Source organism: Crocinitomicaceae bacterium (genome assembly GCA_016708105.1).
Lineage (GTDB): Bacteria > Bacteroidota > Bacteroidia > Flavobacteriales_D > Crocinitomicaceae > JADJGJ01.
In genome coordinates, this window is the sequence record JADJGJ010000001.1 from 1,868,545 (window position 1) to 1,887,083 (window position 18,539).

Annotated in this window: 17 protein-coding genes and 1 pseudogene; 11 read left to right on the plus strand and 7 right to left on the minus strand. The window is 36.1% G+C overall.

Features of this window, described 5'->3' with window-relative positions:
- Nucleotides 1-80: 80 nt before the first annotated feature.
- The 4 genes from IPH66_08125 to IPH66_08140 form a co-directional block, all read right to left on the minus strand.
- A complete protein-coding gene (locus tag IPH66_08125; GenBank protein ID MBK7129311.1) occupies nucleotides 81-695 on the minus strand; it encodes a hypothetical protein in 615 nt (204 codons plus the stop codon).
- A gap of 105 nt (nucleotides 696-800) precedes the next feature.
- The gene (locus IPH66_08130; GenBank protein ID MBK7129312.1) at nucleotides 801-2,087 is read right to left on the minus strand and encodes a citrate synthase; all 1,287 of its coding nucleotides are present in this window, start codon (nucleotides 2,085-2,087) and stop codon (nucleotides 801-803) included.
- A gap of 266 nt (nucleotides 2,088-2,353) precedes the next feature.
- The gene (locus IPH66_08135; protein MBK7129313.1) at nucleotides 2,354-2,872 is read right to left on the minus strand and encodes a DUF255 domain-containing protein; all 519 of its coding nucleotides are present in this window, start codon (nucleotides 2,870-2,872) and stop codon (nucleotides 2,354-2,356) included.
- Between the two features lie 8 nt (nucleotides 2,873-2,880).
- Nucleotides 2,881-5,049, minus strand: a complete 2,169-nt coding sequence (locus IPH66_08140) for a S9 family peptidase (GenBank protein ID MBK7129314.1) — start codon at nucleotides 5,047-5,049, stop codon at nucleotides 2,881-2,883.
- 234 nt (nucleotides 5,050-5,283) lie between these two features.
- On the opposite strand from IPH66_08140, the gene IPH66_08145 reads away from it, so the two are divergent.
- Nucleotides 5,284-6,480, plus strand: coding sequence for a sensor histidine kinase (locus IPH66_08145; protein MBK7129315.1), 1,197 nt, complete (start codon nucleotides 5,284-5,286; stop codon nucleotides 6,478-6,480).
- Between the two features lies 1 nt (nucleotide 6,481).
- On the opposite strand, the gene IPH66_08150 is transcribed toward IPH66_08145, so the two are convergent.
- Nucleotides 6,482-6,742: a hypothetical protein gene (locus IPH66_08150; protein ID MBK7129316.1), complete on the minus strand. Its 261-nt coding sequence runs from the start codon at nucleotides 6,740-6,742 to the stop codon at nucleotides 6,482-6,484.
- On the opposite strand from IPH66_08150, the gene IPH66_08155 reads away from it, so the two are divergent.
- From IPH66_08155 to IPH66_08175, 5 genes are all read left to right on the plus strand, one after another.
- Entirely contained in the window at nucleotides 6,741-7,346 is a 606-nt protein-coding gene (locus IPH66_08155) for a tetratricopeptide repeat protein (GenBank protein ID MBK7129317.1), read from the plus strand. The two genes, IPH66_08150 and IPH66_08155, sit on opposite strands and share 2 nt — an antisense overlap.
- The gene (locus tag IPH66_08160; protein ID MBK7129318.1) at nucleotides 7,343-7,933 is read left to right on the plus strand and encodes an endonuclease III; all 591 of its coding nucleotides are present in this window, start codon (nucleotides 7,343-7,345) and stop codon (nucleotides 7,931-7,933) included. Before IPH66_08155 ends, IPH66_08160 begins: the two co-directional genes overlap by 4 nt.
- A 132-nt stretch (nucleotides 7,934-8,065) precedes the next feature.
- Complete coding sequence (locus IPH66_08165; GenBank protein ID MBK7129319.1) at nucleotides 8,066-8,350, plus strand: septum formation initiator family protein; 285 nt, start codon at nucleotides 8,066-8,068, stop codon at nucleotides 8,348-8,350.
- Nucleotides 8,351-8,411: 61 nt separating this feature from the next.
- Complete coding sequence (locus IPH66_08170) at nucleotides 8,412-9,197, plus strand: choice-of-anchor J domain-containing protein (protein ID MBK7129320.1); 786 nt, start codon at nucleotides 8,412-8,414, stop codon at nucleotides 9,195-9,197.
- A gap of 157 nt (nucleotides 9,198-9,354) precedes the next feature.
- Nucleotides 9,355-11,502, plus strand: a complete 2,148-nt coding sequence (locus IPH66_08175; protein MBK7129321.1) for a S46 family peptidase — start codon at nucleotides 9,355-9,357, stop codon at nucleotides 11,500-11,502.
- 53 nt (nucleotides 11,503-11,555) lie between these two features.
- Here the strand turns inward: IPH66_08175 and IPH66_08180 are convergent.
- Nucleotides 11,556-12,724: pseudogene (locus IPH66_08180) on the minus strand (NAD(P)/FAD-dependent oxidoreductase).
- Between the two features lie 147 nt (nucleotides 12,725-12,871).
- Here IPH66_08180 and IPH66_08185 point away from each other — a divergent pair.
- Both IPH66_08185 and IPH66_08190 read left to right on the plus strand, forming a co-directional pair.
- The gene (locus IPH66_08185) at nucleotides 12,872-13,291 is read left to right on the plus strand and encodes a DUF2384 domain-containing protein (protein ID MBK7129322.1); all 420 of its coding nucleotides are present in this window, start codon (nucleotides 12,872-12,874) and stop codon (nucleotides 13,289-13,291) included.
- Nucleotides 13,288-13,749 (plus strand): RES family NAD+ phosphorylase, encoded by a 462-nt coding sequence (locus tag IPH66_08190; GenBank protein MBK7129323.1) that lies wholly within the window; start codon nucleotides 13,288-13,290, stop codon nucleotides 13,747-13,749. The genes IPH66_08185 and IPH66_08190 overlap by 4 nt, the downstream gene beginning before the upstream one ends.
- A gap of 70 nt (nucleotides 13,750-13,819) precedes the next feature.
- On the opposite strand, the gene IPH66_08195 is transcribed toward IPH66_08190, so the two are convergent.
- Nucleotides 13,820-14,272 (minus strand): hypothetical protein, encoded by a 453-nt coding sequence (locus IPH66_08195; protein ID MBK7129324.1) that lies wholly within the window; start codon nucleotides 14,270-14,272, stop codon nucleotides 13,820-13,822.
- A gap of 75 nt (nucleotides 14,273-14,347) precedes the next feature.
- Between IPH66_08195 and IPH66_08200 the strand changes: the two genes are divergently transcribed.
- From IPH66_08200 to IPH66_08210, 3 genes are all read left to right on the plus strand, one after another.
- Nucleotides 14,348-15,577, plus strand: a complete 1,230-nt coding sequence (locus tag IPH66_08200) for a GAF domain-containing protein (protein MBK7129325.1) — start codon at nucleotides 14,348-14,350, stop codon at nucleotides 15,575-15,577.
- A gap of 97 nt (nucleotides 15,578-15,674) precedes the next feature.
- On the plus strand, nucleotides 15,675-17,240 hold the full coding sequence (locus tag IPH66_08205; protein ID MBK7129326.1) for a hypothetical protein: 1,566 nt from the start codon (nucleotides 15,675-15,677) through the stop codon (nucleotides 17,238-17,240).
- Nucleotides 17,241-17,276: 36 nt separating this feature from the next.
- On the plus strand, nucleotides 17,277-18,539 hold the full coding sequence (locus tag IPH66_08210) for a hypothetical protein (GenBank protein MBK7129327.1): 1,263 nt from the start codon (nucleotides 17,277-17,279) through the stop codon (nucleotides 18,537-18,539).

Sequence of the window (18,539 nt, forward strand, 5' to 3'; positions counted from 1 at the left end):
GATCCCACTGTAAGATATTAGCATGTCTCTATATGGAGATTTTTTTTGCTGACTAATCAACCCGAATTTCTGATTTATATCTAGCATCCACAATACCATTCAAGTTGAATGAAACTTGAATCATGTTGATTTATTTCATAATAACAACCTGGAATAATTTCTGTGGGCTCATACTTAGTATAATCATCTTTCCATATATATGTTGGATTATCGCAATTATCACAATGGGAGCGATATTCTATAACCGGATAAATAACTTGCATGAATTCTTTTTTATCATAACAAGATGTCTGAAGTACACCGGCAGCACCAACCTCAGGATACTTGATATACCGATAAGATATTCCGTTTTCAAATTCTTGCTCCCATTCAACTGGTCCGTAAAAATCTTCACGACGAATTATTTTCTTGGCTCCTACCGAATCAAGATGCGTGATTAAATAGAAGTAAATTTCATCTTGAATAAATTTATTTTCATCGTCAGTTTTAAGAATAGCGAGTGAATCACTTTCTTTCCAGATCAAGAATCTTTGTGAAACTTGGGGAAGACAAGTTTGATTGTTATGAGTTGCAGCGAAAGTATCAGATGAAGTTTTACTGATATATGATTTTATTTCTTCATCATGAGTCACCTCTGATTTGTTGCAACACGAATAAATACACGTGAGTAAAATAAGATGGAATGCGGTCTTCACGCAAATAAATAGTATTTCTTTATGCAGAGTTTAGCGTAACGAAACAAATAAAGATTGATAAATCACACATAAAAAAAATCCTCCAAGTTATGGAGGATTCCTTTGTTATTTTCTTTTATCAACCGGAACAAATGGTCTTAAGGTATGACCTGTATAAATTTGTCTTGGACGACCGATAGGCTCATTGCCTTGACGCATTTCTTTCCATTGTGCAATCCAACCCGGAAGACGACCAAGCGCGAACATTACGGTAAACATATCCGTTGGGATACCTAAAGCCCGATAAATAATACCAGAGTAGAAGTCAACATTTGGATATAAATTTCTTGATTTGAAATAATCATCTTCCAAAGCAACTTTTTCTAATTTTTTAGCGATGTCTAAAATTGGATCATTCACGCCAAGTGCAGCTAATACTTCATCTGCCGCTTTTTTAATGATTTTTGCGCGCGGGTCAAAGTTTTTATAGACACGATGCCCGAATCCCATCAAACGGAAGCCATCATTTTTATCTTTAGCTTTCAATACATATTTATCTACATCACCACCATCAGCTTTAATTGCTTCAAGCATCTCAATTACTTCTTGATTTGCACCACCGTGAAGTGGTCCCCACAATGCAGAAACCCCGGCTGAAATTGAAGCAAATAATCCGGCATGAGAAGAACCAACGATACGAACGGTTGAAGTAGAGCAGTTTTGCTCATGATCAGCGTGCAGAATAAGTAATTTATCCAAAGCATCAACCACCACTTTATTTGCTTTGTATTCTGTGGTAGGGATTGCGAACATCAACCGCATGAAATTTTCAACGTATCCTTTTGAGTTGTCATAATAATTCAAAGGGTAACCAACTTTGGTGCGATATACCCAAGAACAAAGAACTACAAATTTACCCAGTGTTTTACACACAGCATGATACATGTCATGTTCAGATTTAACATCTACCGGTTTAGGATTGAACGCAGTAAGCGCACTGGTAAGCGCAGTAAGAATGCCCATTGGGTGAGCTGAAGCAGGAAAACCATCAATGATGTCTTTCATCTCTTCATGCACCAAGGTGTATTTGCGAATATCATTTTCAAATTGTTCTAACTGCGCTTTTGTGGGTAATTCACCAAAAATCAACAAATAGGAAACTTCAAGAAAATCAGCTTTCTCAGCTAAATCTTCAATAGAATATCCACGATATCTTAGAATCCCCTCTTCACCATCTAAAAAGGTGATGCCACTTTCACATGCTCCGGTATTTTTATAACCGCGATCCATGGTAATGTACCCGGTCAAATCACGGAGTTTAGAAATATCAATTGCTTTTTCATTTTCAGAACCAGTAATTACCGGCAGTTCAATGGTTTTGTCTCCCAAAATTATTTTTGCTACTTCACTCATGGTGTATGTGTTTTAAAGTGTTGTGAAATTCCCCATGATCGGGTTAAATTATTTTGTCACTAATATACAGGGTTTGTCTAACCAAAATACAAAATGATTTATTTTTTTTTCGTTGACATGACAATGCAAGTGTACAATCATTCGCATAATCAGACAATTCAAGTGCCTGAATTAGTTTTAAGATATTAATCAATTCTAAAACTGAGAAAAATCAAATTGGCTCTAGGATTTAGAATAAATCATTGGATAGCTAAAAAAAAATGCGGCTAATTTGTATAATTTTTGAGTTCATCAAGCAATTCTGCCGGTTTCTGAAACCCAACGATAGTCCCCAGCCTCACCTCTTTTTTAGAAAGAATAACAAAAGATGGGAAACTCATTTTTCCACTGAGCAGATTTACAGCTAATTCATTATACCCTTTACCGTTATACATTTTATACTCGTATAGCACCTCTTTGTATGCAACAGGTTCTTTTGACTCTGCATTCATTTTTACAGCATAAAAGTGTTCATTCATATATTCAATCACAGAGGAATCAAGAAAAGTTGACTGATCCATTTTTTTACACCATCCACACCAATCAGTATAAATATCAATAAAGAAGAATTTTTTATCATCCTTATTTCTGTCTGAAGCAGTTTCAATATCAAGCCATTCAATGCTATTTGAATTTTCAGTTTCTGATGCAAAAGAACACCCCAAATGCAAGGCAAACAAATCTGCGCCTGCCAGCAATGGAAGCGTTAATATACTAATGAAACCGGTCAATACAGCCTTTACCATAAATTGAATTAGAGATTTTCTAGCGTAAACTCAAGCATTTTATTGTAAAGATGTAAACGAGTATACCCACCATAAATTCCATGATTTTTGTTGGTGTAAATAAACATATCAAAATCTTTATTCTTTTTAACCAGTGCGTCAACCATTTCCATCGTATTTTGCACATGCACATTATCATCACCTGAACCATGAATTAACAAATATTTTCCGGTAAGTTTTTCAACGTGGTTGATTGGAGAATTATCATCATATCCTGAAGCGTTTTCAGCAGGTGTGCGCATGAATCTTTCAGTATAAATATTATCATACCACCTCCAATTTGTAACAGGGGCAACAGCTATTGCCATTTTAAACACGTCAGCTCCTTTAGTAATGCATAATGAAGACATGTAGCCGCCGTAGCTCCAACCCATTACTCCAATACGTGATGCATCAACATATGACCACTGCCCTACTTCACGTGCAACAGCAATCATATCTTCTGTTTCAAGTTTCCCTAGTTGTAGGTAAGTACATTTTTTAAATTCAGCTCCGCGATACATGGTTCCCCTGGTGTCTACTGAAATTACGATATACCCTTTTTGCGCCAATTGTTGGTGATAGTAATAATTGCTTCCACCCCATTGGTCAATCACCGTGTTGTGCCCGGGACCGTTGTATATATTGAAATAAACCGGATATTTTTTTGTTGAATCAAAGTCAGTTGGCAAAATGATGAATGCATTCAAAAGCTCATCTGCTCCTTTAATTGAGATAAATTTTGCCGGAGAAATTTTAAATTCTTTCAGCTTACTTTTCAAGGATGCATTATCTTTCAGTGTGGTGACCAGTTTTCCGTTTGCTGTGTGTACACTGAATTTATATGGCGTATTGATGTTTGACCACGTGTTGATATAATATTTCATACCATTGCTGAATTCAGATTCATTGTGACCTAGTTCAGCAGATAGCTTTACTTTTCCGGTTCCGTCTAATTTAATTGAATACAGAGATTGATACATTGCACCTTCTTCAGCTGAAGTATAGTAGATTAATCCTGCTTTTTCATTGATACCTTTTAACTCAATTACATCCCAACTCCCTTTAGTTATCTGAAATTCTTTTGCAGGCTCTGACATTTCAATAAGGTAAATATGTTTATATCCATCTTTTTCACTTGTTCTGATAAAAGCATTTTTATTTTCAAGAAAAACGAGATTATTATCTACTTCAACATAGGTTTCACTTTTGTCAGTATAGATTGTATGACCGGTAATATCACCTGAACCGGCGCAATCAGCAATCATGTAGTTAAGTTCATTCTGATGTCTGTTCATGGTAAGATAAACCAACTGATTGGCATCATTGCTCCATTTCATACGCGGTATATATTCATACCCTCCATAATTTACGCTACGCGTTGTGCCGTCTGTCAATGAATATATTTTTAACTCAAGTTTTGAATTATCTTCTCCTGCTTTTGGATATTTAAATGTGTAAGGTTCAGGATAAGTACCTCCTTGATAGTAATCCATTGTAAATTCTTTCACTGCTGATTCATCAAAACGGAGATAGGCTATTCTTGCTCCATCAGGCGACCAGTAAAATGCTTTGGTAATTTCAAATTCCTCTTCATATACCCAATCCGTTGATCCGTTGATAATGCTGTTTTGTTTGCCATCTGTTGTGAGCTGAGTTATCTTTTCTGAGTTGAGATCTCGGATATACAAATTGTTTTCAAACACAAATGCTACCTTAGAGCCATCAGGTGAAAAATCAGCCAACATTTGAGCACCATTTTCATATAACTTGGTAACTTTTGATGATTTGATATCAACCACGAAATACTCTGCAGTAAAACTTCTTCTATAAATATAGTTAACCTTGGTTGCTATCAACACTTTACTTTCATCAGCATTAAATGAGTAATCTTCAATTGTAATTCCTGAAAGTTTGTCTCCATCAAGTATCACTGCAACCGCTTTGCTAAAGTCAGTGTAGCTGTATTTGACAATTTTATTGCCTTCAAGTACTGAGAAGTGTTCACCGTCATTCATTGAAGCAACCGATGAGACATATTCAGGTGAAAAATCTCTACTAGCCCAAATTTGCTGATTAGTAAACAATTTATCCTGAGCAAAAACCAGAGAACAGCAATACAGTGTTGCCAGAATAATACTTGATTTTATAAGATGCATGACTAAAATATTTTGTTCACGAAAATATCAATAATTCTGCCAGACTCGTAAGTTACAATTCAAAATGATGAAGATATGCCCGACTTCAGGGAGAGCAAGATAAAAAATAAAAAAAATCTGGGTGGTATAAATAGTTATTAATCAATCATATTGAAATGAAAATAGAAAATCATCCCAAGTCACTGCAATTGTCATCAAGTAATTAGAATAGAATATGGTAAATTAGCCTGAACAATGAACCTTATCAATCAAATAATAAATTTAGGTGTGAAGCCAACTTACGAGGGTTGGGAAACGCAAATTACCAGAACTTTAAACCTGATTGGACTCATTGCAGGATTCAATGTATTTATCTCAGCACTTATTTTCCCGATACTGGGGATTTACGGATTCCAAACAATTTTTATTGTATACAGTTTTTTGTCACCGCTGATTATTGTTATTAACCGATTTGCCGGTTATCGTGCAGCCACCCATATATTTTACATGGTGAGTGCTGTACTGATGTTTTTTCTGACGGCCAAAATGGGGATTGACTCTTATATTTTGGTTTTTTTCTTCCCCTTGATTTTAAGTACAATTTTACTTCTTGGTCGCAAAGAAACTTTTGTGCATCTGGTTATTTCTCTCCTCTATTTTGTTTTTTGCCTGATTGGAATAGTATATGCCTTTGCGTATGATTTACTGAAAATACAATTCACGCCTGAATTATTTGAAACACTCAGGTTATATGTGATTAGTCTTGGTATTTTCTCAAGTATTATAATGGTTGTGATTATTACACACGGTAATTTGAAACGTGAAAATCAGATAAAAAAAATGCTGAAAGAAAAAGAAATTTTATTGGCAGAGGTATACCACCGGGTAAAAAACAACATGAATATTGTAACCAGTTTGTTGAATCTACGCAAGAATATGTCAGAGTCAGAAGAAGTAAAAACTGCGCTAGAATCGTGCCGGCAAAGAGTTTATGCAATGTCACTGGTACATGAAAAATTTTTTAAGCAAGATAATCTTACCGGAATACAGTTTGATATTTATGCGAAAGAACTTGTAAGGGCTATCAGCGCAACTTTTGACAATAAAAATGAAACTGTTTGCACTTTGCAGGCTGACTCAGTGCAGTTGAGCGTTGATCAGGCAATACCGTGTGGGTTAATACTGAATGAAATCATTACAAACTCATTTAAACACGGCCAACCTTTAACCGGAAGACAAGAAATAAATATTGAGATCACCTTGAATAAAAAAGTTGTCCGGCTAAGTGTAAAAGACAATGGTCAGGGATTTGATCCATCAACTAAAAAGTTTTCTGAAAGTTCAATGGGCATTGAGTTGATACATTCACTTTGTGACCAGCTTGACGCAACCTGTGAGTATAAAGCTGACAAAGGATCTCATTTTGTCATTAGCTTTAAAAAGAATAAGTGACCTACCTTGAAAGTAAATCTTCAACCATTTCTTTATCTGCCACCTGCCACCTATTTTCATGAAGTTCCAACATATCAAGAATCAGTCTTTTTTCTGGAAACTGTTCAGCTTTGATTTCTGAAATCATAAAACGGTCACCCAATTTTTTAATTTCAGTGAAGCTATCAAATCCATGAATTTTAAAATAGGTTTCAATTCCTTGATATTTTCTGTAAACGGGGAAAGAATATGGATGATCTGAATTAGCTAACTTTGTTATCATGAAAACTGAATTTCAAAAAGGATTGGATAAAGTTAATCAGAAGGATTTTAATTCAGCCATTGAACATTTTACGCTGGCAATTCAGTCTGATCAAAGCAAAGTTGAGTTTTATGCAGAGCGAGCGGTAGCCTACCTGAATATAGAACAGTTTGATTTGAGTATGTTTGATATGAACAGATGCATTGAATTAGAACCTATCAACAGCTATCGTTATGCTTGTCGGGCATTTTTGAAAAGCCGAATGGGTGATCACCACGGAGCAATTGCTGATTATGAACATGCCGTAAAACTTGACCCTGATGATGCCATTTCATACAATAATTTGGGCTTGGTACAAGAGGCTTTGGGATACATGCAACAAGCTCAAAAAAGCTATGAAAAATCAAACAAACTTGTAGGTTATAATCCCAAAAGATTTGATGAAGGCAACAAAGACAATAGCAATAACAAAGAAGATAACTCGTCTGAAAAATCACCTAACCAGACTGAACAACCCACAGCACCATTAAAATCATCACATGTGGCTAAGTCAGTATTCACTACCCGTGCAGGGTTTAAAGACTTTTTTGCATTCATCAAAAACGGATTCAAAATAAAATCATGACAAAAAAGGAGAAGGCGGATTTTATCATGACTTCATTGGAAAAATGTTATCCAGAAGTAAGCGTACCGCTTGATCATACAGACCCATACACGTTATTAATCGCCGTGTTATTGTCAGCCCAATGCACTGATGAACGGGTAAATATAATTACTCCCTTGTTATTTAAACGAGCGAATAATCCATACGACATGATAAAAATGTCAGTAGCAGAAATAGCTGAAATCATCAGGCCATGTGGTTTGGCACCGGCAAAATCAAAAGGCATTTTTGGTTTGTCACAAATACTTATTGATAAACACAACGGTGAAGTGCCGGCAGATTTTGATGCTTTGGAAGCCTTACCCGCAGTGGGGCATAAAACAGCATCTGTAGTAATGTCACAGGCGTTTGGCGTTCCGGCTTTTCCGGTTGATACGCATATACATCGGTTATTAACTCGTTGGGGAATAACCAATGGAACATCCGTAACGCATACTGAGCGCGATGCAAAAAATGTTTTCCCTATTGAATCATGGAACAAACTTCATATTCAAATTATTCTTTACGGCAGAGAATTTTCACCGGCGCGAAATCCCAAAAGAGGATAAAGATTTTATCACATCAACCATTGGTACTAAAAAAGCAAAAGCTGAATTGCGTTGAAGTTATTAAATAGCTCTTGTTTAAAATGAATACTAGTCTATCCTCAAATCATTGATCGCTTATTCTATCTTTATCGTGTGAAAAAGGTGCTGATAAAGCTAAAAAACAGGTATATCCTCTCTACACTGATAGCCTTAGTGTATGTAACCCTTTTGCATAATACAGATATTTACACGCTCATTCAACGCAACAAAAAAGTATCTGCACTCTCTTCAGAAATTGAACACCGCAAAACTGAAATAGAGCAAATGAGAAAAAATTTAAATGAACTCCAAGATTTAAGGTCATTAGAGAAATATGCTCGTGAAACTCACCTCTTCAAAAAAGACAATGAAGATGTTTTTATTTTCTCTTTTGAATAATAATCATTCCTAAAAATAGTTAACCACTCTGTCAGTTCAATCAAAGCATTAACTTTGTCTCATGCGAAATCTTGCTGCTTTATTCTTGTTGGGTTCTGTTTTTCTCAACAATTCATTTGGTCAGAACACTATTTTTAGTGAATCATTCACAACCGGTGTTCCTACCACGTGGTATATGGAAAATCAGGACAATTTAACTCCCGTAGTTGATACATTTGATCAAGCTTGGATAAGTTTTGTTACTTCAGATGACACTTGTGTTGCAAGCACATCGTATTATAATCCGGCGGGACAATCCTCAGATTATTTGATGACCCCACGCATTACCTTAAATGCTTATTCTAAACTAGTGTGGTCAGCGCGCTCGTATGACGCTTCTTTTCCTGATGATTATATTGTTCTTGTGTCAACAACTGATAGTCTCTCAAGTAGTTTTACAGATACCATTTTTGTGCAGGAATCAGAATCATATCTTTGGCAAAAAAGAAGTGTACAATTAGATATAGAAGGTTATGCATCAGAAGATGTTTTTATAGCATTTAAAAATATAACTACGGATGGATATTTTCTTTTATTGGATGATGTCATTGTGCTGAGTTCAAATTTTGCCTCACTTGAAGACTACGAGGCTTCATCTATAAGTTTGTATCCCAATCCAACAGCAGAATTTATTCAAATACAAAATTTGCCTGAAAATGCAGAAGTGACTTGTTTTTCAGCACAGGGTGAGATAATGTTCAGCGGAAACTCATCCTCTTGGAACGTTAGCCAACTTGCTTCAGGTGTATATTATATCAAGATTACATCCGACAAGGGAACTGAAGTTTTGCCATTCATCCGTGAATAAGGCATTTTGAAGCTGCCACGCCTCCATTAGTCGAATAGCTGATTTGCATCACTTATCAAATCTATTGATTTCTTATTTTTGTGCCGCGAAATTGAGTAGTTGATTATTTCTATTCTTTTTGCACGTGCAGGAAACACTAATAAAAAAACAACCACAAATGAAAAAATTGATTCTGATTGCCTTTGTATTTGTTGCCATGGCTGGTCGTGCAGACGAAGGAATGTTTCTCCCTTTTACGGTAAAAGAGAATTACACCGATATGCAATCACTTGGATTGCAGCTTTCTCATAAGCAAATCTATAACGCAAAAAAACCAAGTTTAAAAGATGCCGTTGTTTCATTAGGCGGATTTTGTACTGCAGAAATTATTTCACCTAAAGGATTATTGCTCACCAATCATCACTGCGGATATGATGCCATTGCTGAAGCCTCAACACCTGAACATGATTATCTGACTGACGGTTTTTGGGCAATGAATTATAGTGAAGAAATTCCGGTACCCGGATTAACGGCCTCCATTGTGGTGCGCATTGAAGATGTCACAGATAAAGTGTTGTCTCAAGTTCATGATGATATGGATGAAGATTCCAGAGCACTTGCAGTAAGAAAAATTTCTCAACAATTATCACAAGAAGCAGTTAAAGGCACCCATTATCAAGCTTACGTGCGTGATTTTTTTGGTGGTAACGAATATTATCTTTTTATAGTTGAAGTTTTTGAAGACATTCGTTTAGTAGGTGCACCTCCTTCAGCAATTGGAAAATTTGGTGGAGACACAGACAACTGGATGTGGGAGCGTCAAACAGGAGATTTTTCTATGTTCAGAATTTATGCCGGTCCGGATAATAAACCGGCAGAATTTGCCATGGACAACCAGCCTTATGTTCCAAAACACCACTTCCCTATTTCAATTAAAGGAATTAATGAAGGAGATTTTTCAATGGTAATGGGGTATCCAGGTTCAACTAACAGATACCTGACTTCACACGGGGTGAAAATGGCTATTGAAAAAGATCAGCCAAGTCGTGTTGAAGTGCGCGGTATGAAATTAGACATCATGAAAGAGCACATGGATAAAAGTGATGAAGTGAGATTGCAATATGCATCAACATACGCGCAAGTGAGCAATTATTGGAAATATTTTATTGGGCAAACTGAGCAATTGAAAAAGAACAATGTCTACGATAAAAAATTGGCAATTGAAAAAGAGTTCACTAATTGGGTAAATCAAGATGAAGGTAGAAAAGAAAAATACGGTAATGTGATTTCTGATATGGAATCTTCATTTGCTGTTTTAGAAAAATATGTCAACCTTAAAGTATATTTTACAGAGGCTATTTATTCACTTGGAATAGGCCGTTTCATGCTGAGACATGCAAAATTGTATACCTTGGTTACGGATGCAAATCCTGATTCAAAAATGATTTCTGATGAAGTAGAAAAAATAAAGCCTTATTATGATGGTTTTTTTGCCGGATTTGATTTTGCCACTGAAGTACATTTAATGCAACGCATGTTTGAATTGTACGCCAATAAAGTAAGTGCAGATCAGCAACCGGCAGACTTGAATGAAATAACAGGCAGAACCAACGAAGGATTTTCATGGGATACTTTTGTGGAAACAGCCTCAGCCGGTTCAGTATTTACAAACAGAGAACGCTACGAAGCCTTTATTGAAAAACCAACGGATGAAGCCTTTACCGGTGATAAATTATTTAAATTAACACACGCCTTATTGATAAACTTCCGTGATCTTGTGTATGGCAATGATGCGTCTATTGCACAAGCAAAACTTGACAAGGCAAATCGTTTGTTTATTGCTGCATTGCGTGAAATGTATCCTGATCGTAAATTTTATCCAAACGCTAATTCTACTTTGCGTTTGACTTACGGAACCATTCAAAAATATTCTGCGCATGGCAAACAGTATGACTATTATACCACCATTGAAAGTATGATGGCTAAAGAAGATCCGAATAATGAAGAATTTATTATTCCTGCCAAATTGAAAGAACTCTATGAGAAAAAGGATTATGGACGTTATGGACAAGATGGATCTTTGTGGATCAACTTTATTTCGAATAATGACATTACCGGAGGAAATTCAGGATCACCCGTTATAAACGGAAACGGTGAATTAATTGGCTGTGCTTTTGACGGAAACTGGGAGGCCATGAGTGGTGACATTGCATTTGAAAAAGATTTTCAACGCACCATTTCATGTGACATTCGTTATATACTTTTCATTATTGAGAAATATGCCGGAGCTACACATTTGATAGATGAGATGACTATTATTGAATAAGCGTTTTATCTCGAGACAAAAAAAAAATCCTGCTATCAACGGCAGGATTTTTTTTATTCATCTTGTAAGCTCCCAGCCAGATATCCGGTTGTCCAGGCAGCCTGAAAATTGAAACCGCCGGTGATACCATCTATATCCAGTACTTCGCCGGCAAAATATAAACCGGTAAGTTTTTTACTCTGCATAGTTCTGAATGATACTTCTGATAAATCAACTCCACCACAAGTTACAAACTCTTCTTTAAATGTTGTTTTACCTGAAACTTGATAAGCATCCGCTGTGATTATTGCAAGCAATTTATTTAGTTCTTTAGCACCAAGAGCAGCACAATTTTTATCACGTGGTATGTTTATTTTATCTAAAAGAAATTCCCAAAGCCTTTGCGGAATTGCCGAGTATCTCCAATTGCGGATCAACTTATTTTGGCCTTGTGTAAAATGCTTATGCAAAGCTACACGCAATTCATCTTCCTTCAAATTTCCCGCCCAATTAATCAACACGATAAACTGATAATTTTTTTCAGCCAATATGCGCGCACCAAAAGCTGACAATTTTAAAATTGCGGGTCCGCTCATTCCCCAATGGGTGATTAATAATGGTCCCGTTGACTTTAATTTTGTTCCCGGCAAAGTGGCTTGAGCATTTTCAACAACTAAGCCCATTAGTTGCCGAATTGCCTCATTAGGCATATTAAACGTAAATAATGACGGAACAGGATCTATGATTTTGTGTCCGGTTGCAGCAAGCCAGTTGAATTTTTCTTTTTTATTGTAGCCTCCTGTTGTTACAATCACTTTATCTGCACAAATATTTTTTTCATGATTAAACGTCAGCTGAAAGGTGCCATCATCATTTTTATTCAGTGAAGTTAATTCATGCTTGGTGTGAATGATAATTTCTTTATCAAGACATACTTTGAGAAAACAATCAATAATAGTTTGTGAATTCTGACTTTTTGGAAATACGCAATTATCTTCCTGAACCACCAGTTCAACGCCACGTTGCTTAAACCAAGCGATGGTATCATTGCATGAAAAAAACCGAATGCTTTTCTCAGTTGTTTTTCACCTCGCGGATAATTTTTGCACAGTTCATCAGGTTGTGAAACGGCATTGCATACATTGCATCTTCCACCTCCTGAAACTTTAACCTTGGAAAGAATTTTATCCGACTTTTCATAAATGGTTACTTGACTATTGGGATAAACTTCTTTAACCCGCATAGCAGCAAAGAAACCCGCCGCACCACCGCCAATAATGGCAATATTTGAAATTATATTTGACAAATGTCTTTTTTTTATGGACAAATTACTATATTTGTGTTGTTAGGCTATACTTTGAGCCATTGATTGCAAATAAACAAAATAGTTATGAAAGTATTTGAACCGGCTGTTCCTTACGGTGCTTTACAAATCAGTGGGGGCTTTGATATCATACAAACCATCAAAGACGGTGTGCTCTATCAGCAATTTTCCAAATTCGCAGACAGCAGCCCATTTACGTTTGCTGAGTGGTCTAAATATCTTCACTTATCTGAGCGCACTTTACAGCGCTATGAAACTGAAAAAAAGAAATTTGACATTTCGCAATCTGAAAAAATTGTTGAAATTGTGCTTTTATATAAACGGGGTCTTGAAATTTTTGGCTCAAAAGATAAATTCAATTCCTGGTTGGCAACTCCAAATCTTTATTTAAAAAAAATGGCACCCAAAGATCTACTTGACACATCATTTGGTATTACCATTCTAAAAGATGAGCTCACCCGCATTGAGTATGGTATCTTATCATGATTGTTTTTAGAATATCATCTTGCAAATATATTGATGACCTGAGTGGTAAAGGCGCTGAAAAATGTGGCGGACGCTGGAATACCATTGGTGTGCCCGTTGTATACACCAGCGCTTCACGGGCGCTGTGCACTGCTGAAATTGCTGTTCATTTGCCTTTGGGAATTTTACCTGAGAACTATTGTATTGCTGAAATTAAAATTCCGAATACAATAAAAGTGCTAGAGATTTTACCTGAAGATTTGCCCGTGGGCTGGCAAGAGAGTCCGCCGGTTTATGAAACACAAATTTTAGGCAATAAACTTTTGCTACAAAATAAATATGCCATTTTGAAAATGCCTTCAGCCGTTGTGCCTGGTGATTTTAACTACTTGATCAATCCACTTCATAAAGATTTCAAAAAAATCAAATTCCTGAAATCAGCTACTTTTCAGTTTGATGCTAGGTTGTTTTATAGGTAGTAACAAAGGAATTACATGTTAAGCTTATGAAAGCACGTGATTTGTCAAAAACGAAAAAGATCAGCTATTGTCAATGCCCCGCCTGATCGAGCTTTCTGAAAAGATCTCCATTGCTGATCACATAACCTTTTTGAAGCATGTCAAATATTTCAAGCTCTCTTGTAAGGGCATAGTTTTTTTCAGAACGATAAAGTGATAATGAATTTTCTCTTTCTTCTTCAGAGCTTGATTTTTGATTTTCATCTCCCTTGTCTTCCAGTGCAACCGCAATCATTTTATCAGGCAGACATTGAATAGCCTGCACGTAACGTTTAGATTTTATCTCAATAAATTTGACATTGCGCAAAACACTTTCAAGAATTACGTCGCTGAATAGCTCAATAATTTTATCTACGCTGGGCTGATCTTCGGCTTTGATTTGCTCCCATCTTTCCGGTTCAATACCGTTTACAACCAGAAATGAAACGAACTCTTTTTCGAATTCCTTCTGTTCATTATTTGTCAATAAGCGATATTTCGGCATGATTTATCGGTTCAGAATAGTGCAAATATCGAAAGTTTTCATGAATTGCCTGAATATTGGGTAAATTTGAACGACATGAGATCAAAACCTGCCGTTAGTTATCGCAAATACGCTGAGCTTATCCAGAAAGAAAAATACCTGGAAGTGATCAATGAATTTGCAACCAAATTAATTCAGGCAGAATCTATTGATGAAATTTTATGGGCGGTTACCAGTGAAGCCATTTCAAAGTTAAACTGGTATGATTGCGTCATCTATCTTTACGATGAAAAGAAAAAAGTATTGGTTCAGCGATCAGCATTTGGTCCTAAAAATCCTAAAGATCTCCAAATTCTGAATCCAATTTCAATTAAACCGGGGCAAGGCATTGTAGGTACCGTATTTACAACCGGTATTGGAGAAATTGTGAATGATACCAGCCGTGACAAGCGCTATATTGCTGATGATGATTTTCGATTTTCTGAAATCACTATACCAATCATTCATCAAGATAAAATTTTAGGCGTAATTGATTCAGAACATCCAAAGAAAAACTTTTTTACTGAGCAGGATTATAAACTGCTCACCACGGTATCAGCCATGGTATCAACAAAACTGGCTCAAGCCAAATCAGCAGAACAAGTAAAAAAATACCAAATCAATCTTGAAAAATTAGTTCATCGAAAAACACGTCAGCTTGAAGAGTCAAATCGTGATTTGCGTTCAAAAAACAAAGAGAAAGAAGTATTGTTTCGCGAAGTGCATCACCGGGTGAAAAACAATATGCAAATCATCATTTCATTGCTCAACATTCAAGCTAATCTTACTGAGAATGAACATGAGCGCATCGTATTTGATGAAAGTAAAAATCGTATTCGTTCTATGGCATTGATTCATGAACGGCTTTATCTTGAAAAAGACATTAGCAACATCTCATTGCCTGAATACACCAAAGAATTAACACAAGAACTTTCATCATCATACAGTGGAAAAAATCAAGTAGAGGTAAAATTAAATCAAGAACCTCTTCAAATTAATATTGATCATGCCATACCCGTAGGGCTTATATTGAATGAACTTGTCACTAATTCACTCAAGCACGCGTTTATAGAAAGTGGAGGTAATATCACCATTGAAACCCATGTGGATGAAAAAAATATTTTACATCTGCGCTTTCATGACACAGGACCGGGATTTGAATATGAACATCATCAGGGAAAATCTTTTGGCCTTGAATTGATTGAAATTTTGGTTGCACAACTCAATGGAACTCTCACATACAATAATGACAAGGGTTCTGAATATCTTATGCATTTTCCTTTATAGGCTTATTGATGCATCTACAGCAACAAACGCTTTTATGCTTAAATTCGTTTCCGATTGTAGCTGATTAATATTGCACATTAGAAAACCAAAACTCATCATGAGAAAAAAAAATCTGCTTTATCTGCTTTTTATTCTGAGTCTGATTGCTTGTAAAAAAGAACCAACTTCGTGGCAGACTGACTGGTCAGCCCCCGTTGCTCATGGTCATTTAACGCTTGAAGATATTATTCCGGCAGAATACATGACTACCAATTCAGACAATTACATTTCTATTGTATACAATAAACCGGTATATACATTTACGATTGATACACTGGTAAAATTACCTGATACAACAATTATTAAAAAATCTGCTGTTGGTGTTGCATCACTTAATGTTACGCCGGGCTTTACATACAATGATTCATATAATCAAGAATATGAATTAGATCAAATTGAACTGAAAAAAGTACGCATTCAATCCGGCTCTCTTCAGGTTCAAATAAAATGTCCGTGGCAAGGTGCATCGTTGATTACTTTTACTTTTCCAAAAGTTACTAAAGCCGGAGTTCCGTTTGAACGGGTGTATACGTTGCCTGCAGCTAGTTTATCAAATCCTGCTATTGCTTCAGAACTGATAGATTTATCAGGTTATCTAATGGATTTAACCGGAACCAGTGGTACACTCATCAATATGTTTTCAGCTGAATTTGTGATGGGTTCTAATGAAGCCACCAATACGTTTACAGTAAGTGATACTGATAGCATTGAATATGAAATTTCCTTTATTGGTTTGAAACCTGATTATGCAAAAGGTTATTTTGGTCAGTATCATATCACAGATACAACCGGAGTTAAATTGGATTTCATGAAAAATATCACAGCCGGAACCATTGATATTGATTCAGTAGACATGACCCTGATCGTGCGCAACGGTTTCAATCTTGTTGCCCAAACAAAAATTACTAAAGTGAAAGGCATAAATACCCGCACCGGCGCTATGATTGACTTGTCTTTTCCAATGATTAATACCAGCATGAATATCAATCCGGCAAGCGGCGGAATGTATGATTTTGTTCCGTCTGAATTTCCAATCAGCATAAATAATAACAATAGTAACATTGCAACATTTGCTGAAAATTTGAATGACTCTATTGCACTCTCTTATGAAATTGATATTAATCCTTATGGCAATGTAACCGCAGGTTCTGATGAAATTTTTCCGGGATCAGCGCTGGAATTATTTTTAAGTGCAGAATTTCCACTTCAGTTTGGTGCCAACAATCTAACTCTTACTGATACTTTTCAAGTAGATTATGATCAGCCTGAAGATATATATCCTGAAGATGCAGTATTAACCCTACTCTACTCCAACGGATTTCCTATTGGTGCTAGTGCAGTGCTTACACTAAAAGATGCTGCATTAAATACCATCGGAACTATTTCAGGTTCATCAGATATTCAACAAGGGCAGTACAATTCAACTACTTGGTTAACCAGTCCATCATCCGGTGAAATAATTTTTAACCTGACAGCTACTGATCTTGACTTGCTTGATCAAGCAGAATATCTAATGCTTGAAATAATTTTTAATACCGATGATGCGCAGCCGGTTAAAATTAATTCTTCAGCTTACTTTGATTTTAAATTACATACCAATCTTGGACTTCATCTTTCATTTTAAGCATTGTCAGATACCATGAAAATTATTTTGAAACGCATGAACAGCTTGAAATTAAAACTATCTGGTTTGATTTTGTTTTCTATTCACTTATTTCCATGGAAAGCAATTCAAGCGCAAGACATTCTACCTGTGTTTACTGATACCGTGCATGAAAAACCCATGCTGCATATATCAAGCATGAATCATTACGGCAGTAACCGATTCAACAATGCCCTGATGGATAAATTTATTTTTGGCGGTTTCATTGATCAGTCATTGAAAGATGAAAATTATAACCGAATGAAAAGCATCAATGTATTTGGTGGTGAAGCGGAACAAAAAATTGATAGCTATACCCCATCTGTTCACCCATTTAAAAAAGATAAGTATGGCATGATGATTTCTTTTTCAGACAATCATTTGTTTTCTGCCGGAATTTCAAAAGATATTTTTGCATTGGGAATGTATGGCAATGCAGGCTACGTTGGAGATACGCTTGATTTTAGTTTCACCCAAGTAATGTATCAACACTATCAAAAATTTTCAATCGGTATGTATGATACAAAAACCCTTTCACATGTTCAAATATCTTATGTTGCCGGCTCACGTGCTTTCAATTTTCATACTGACAAAACTTTTTTATACACTCATGCTGATTTAGATTCAGTTGAATTTCAGTTGCGCGGTGAAGGAAATAGTTCCGCATCATTTTTTCCATACTTGGCTTTTCAAGGCAATGGATTTTGTGCGGATTTACAATACAATTTTATATTCACCACAAAGAAGGGCAATGAGCAGATCATCATGTTCCGCGTGAGTAATATTGGAGCAATTTTCTGGAACTCAGATGCAGACCATTTCACCGTTGATTCCACTACCTACTACACCGGTTTTGACGCCAATGATCTCATTCAACGCGACAGCCTGAATGATGTATGGAATTTTGAAGACACACTTGGCATCATAAAAACAAAACAACGTTATGCTGAAGCATTGCCACTTGAATTAAGCATCCACAAGTCACCCGACATTAGAGGAGCAACCTGGCAAAGCATAGCGGGATTCAAAGCCATACTAACTCAAAATTACAGACCATATATTTACGCCGGAGTTTACTATCAACCCACAAATTATTTTGCCGTATCAAGTCACCTGGCTTACGGTGGATTTAGTGGATTACGATTTGGAATGCAATTCACATTTCACAAATCAGACCAGTTTTTAATTCACCTAGGAACAGCAGATTTATTAGGGAATATTTTAAAAAATTACGGCTTTGGTCGCAGCATTAATTTATCAGCACAATTTAATTTGAAGTGA

What these genes read in the sequence shown, in the direction of transcription:
- IPH66_08200 (MBK7129325.1), top strand. Translation starts at nt 14,348, where the DNA reads ATGAGATCAAAACCTGCCGTTAGTTATCGCAAATACGCTGAGCTTATC.
- IPH66_08135 (MBK7129313.1), bottom strand. Translation starts at nt 2,872, where the DNA reads ATGGTAAAGGCTGTATTGACCGGTTTCATTAGTATATTAACGCTTCCA.
- IPH66_08130 (MBK7129312.1), bottom strand. Translation starts at nt 2,087, where the DNA reads ATGAGTGAAGTAGCAAAAATAATTTTGGGAGACAAAACCATTGAACTG.
- IPH66_08195 (MBK7129324.1), bottom strand. Translation starts at nt 14,272, where the DNA reads ATGCCGAAATATCGCTTATTGACAAATAATGAACAGAAGGAATTCGAA.
- IPH66_08170 (MBK7129320.1), top strand. Translation starts at nt 8,412, where the DNA reads ATGCGAAATCTTGCTGCTTTATTCTTGTTGGGTTCTGTTTTTCTCAAC.
- IPH66_08145 (MBK7129315.1), top strand. Translation starts at nt 5,284, where the DNA reads ATGAACCTTATCAATCAAATAATAAATTTAGGTGTGAAGCCAACTTAC.
- IPH66_08150 (MBK7129316.1), bottom strand. Translation starts at nt 6,742, where the DNA reads ATGATAACAAAGTTAGCTAATTCAGATCATCCATATTCTTTCCCCGTT.
- IPH66_08210 (MBK7129327.1), top strand. Translation starts at nt 17,277, where the DNA reads ATGAACAGCTTGAAATTAAAACTATCTGGTTTGATTTTGTTTTCTATT.
- IPH66_08185 (MBK7129322.1), top strand. Translation starts at nt 12,872, where the DNA reads ATGAAAGTATTTGAACCGGCTGTTCCTTACGGTGCTTTACAAATCAGT.
- IPH66_08190 (MBK7129323.1), top strand. Translation starts at nt 13,288, where the DNA reads ATGATTGTTTTTAGAATATCATCTTGCAAATATATTGATGACCTGAGT.
- IPH66_08205 (MBK7129326.1), top strand. Translation starts at nt 15,675, where the DNA reads ATGAGAAAAAAAAATCTGCTTTATCTGCTTTTTATTCTGAGTCTGATT.
- IPH66_08160 (MBK7129318.1), top strand. Translation starts at nt 7,343, where the DNA reads ATGACAAAAAAGGAGAAGGCGGATTTTATCATGACTTCATTGGAAAAA.
- IPH66_08175 (MBK7129321.1), top strand. Translation starts at nt 9,355, where the DNA reads ATGAAAAAATTGATTCTGATTGCCTTTGTATTTGTTGCCATGGCTGGT.
- IPH66_08155 (MBK7129317.1), top strand. Translation starts at nt 6,741, where the DNA reads ATGAAAACTGAATTTCAAAAAGGATTGGATAAAGTTAATCAGAAGGAT.
- IPH66_08140 (MBK7129314.1), bottom strand. Translation starts at nt 5,049, where the DNA reads ATGCATCTTATAAAATCAAGTATTATTCTGGCAACACTGTATTGCTGT.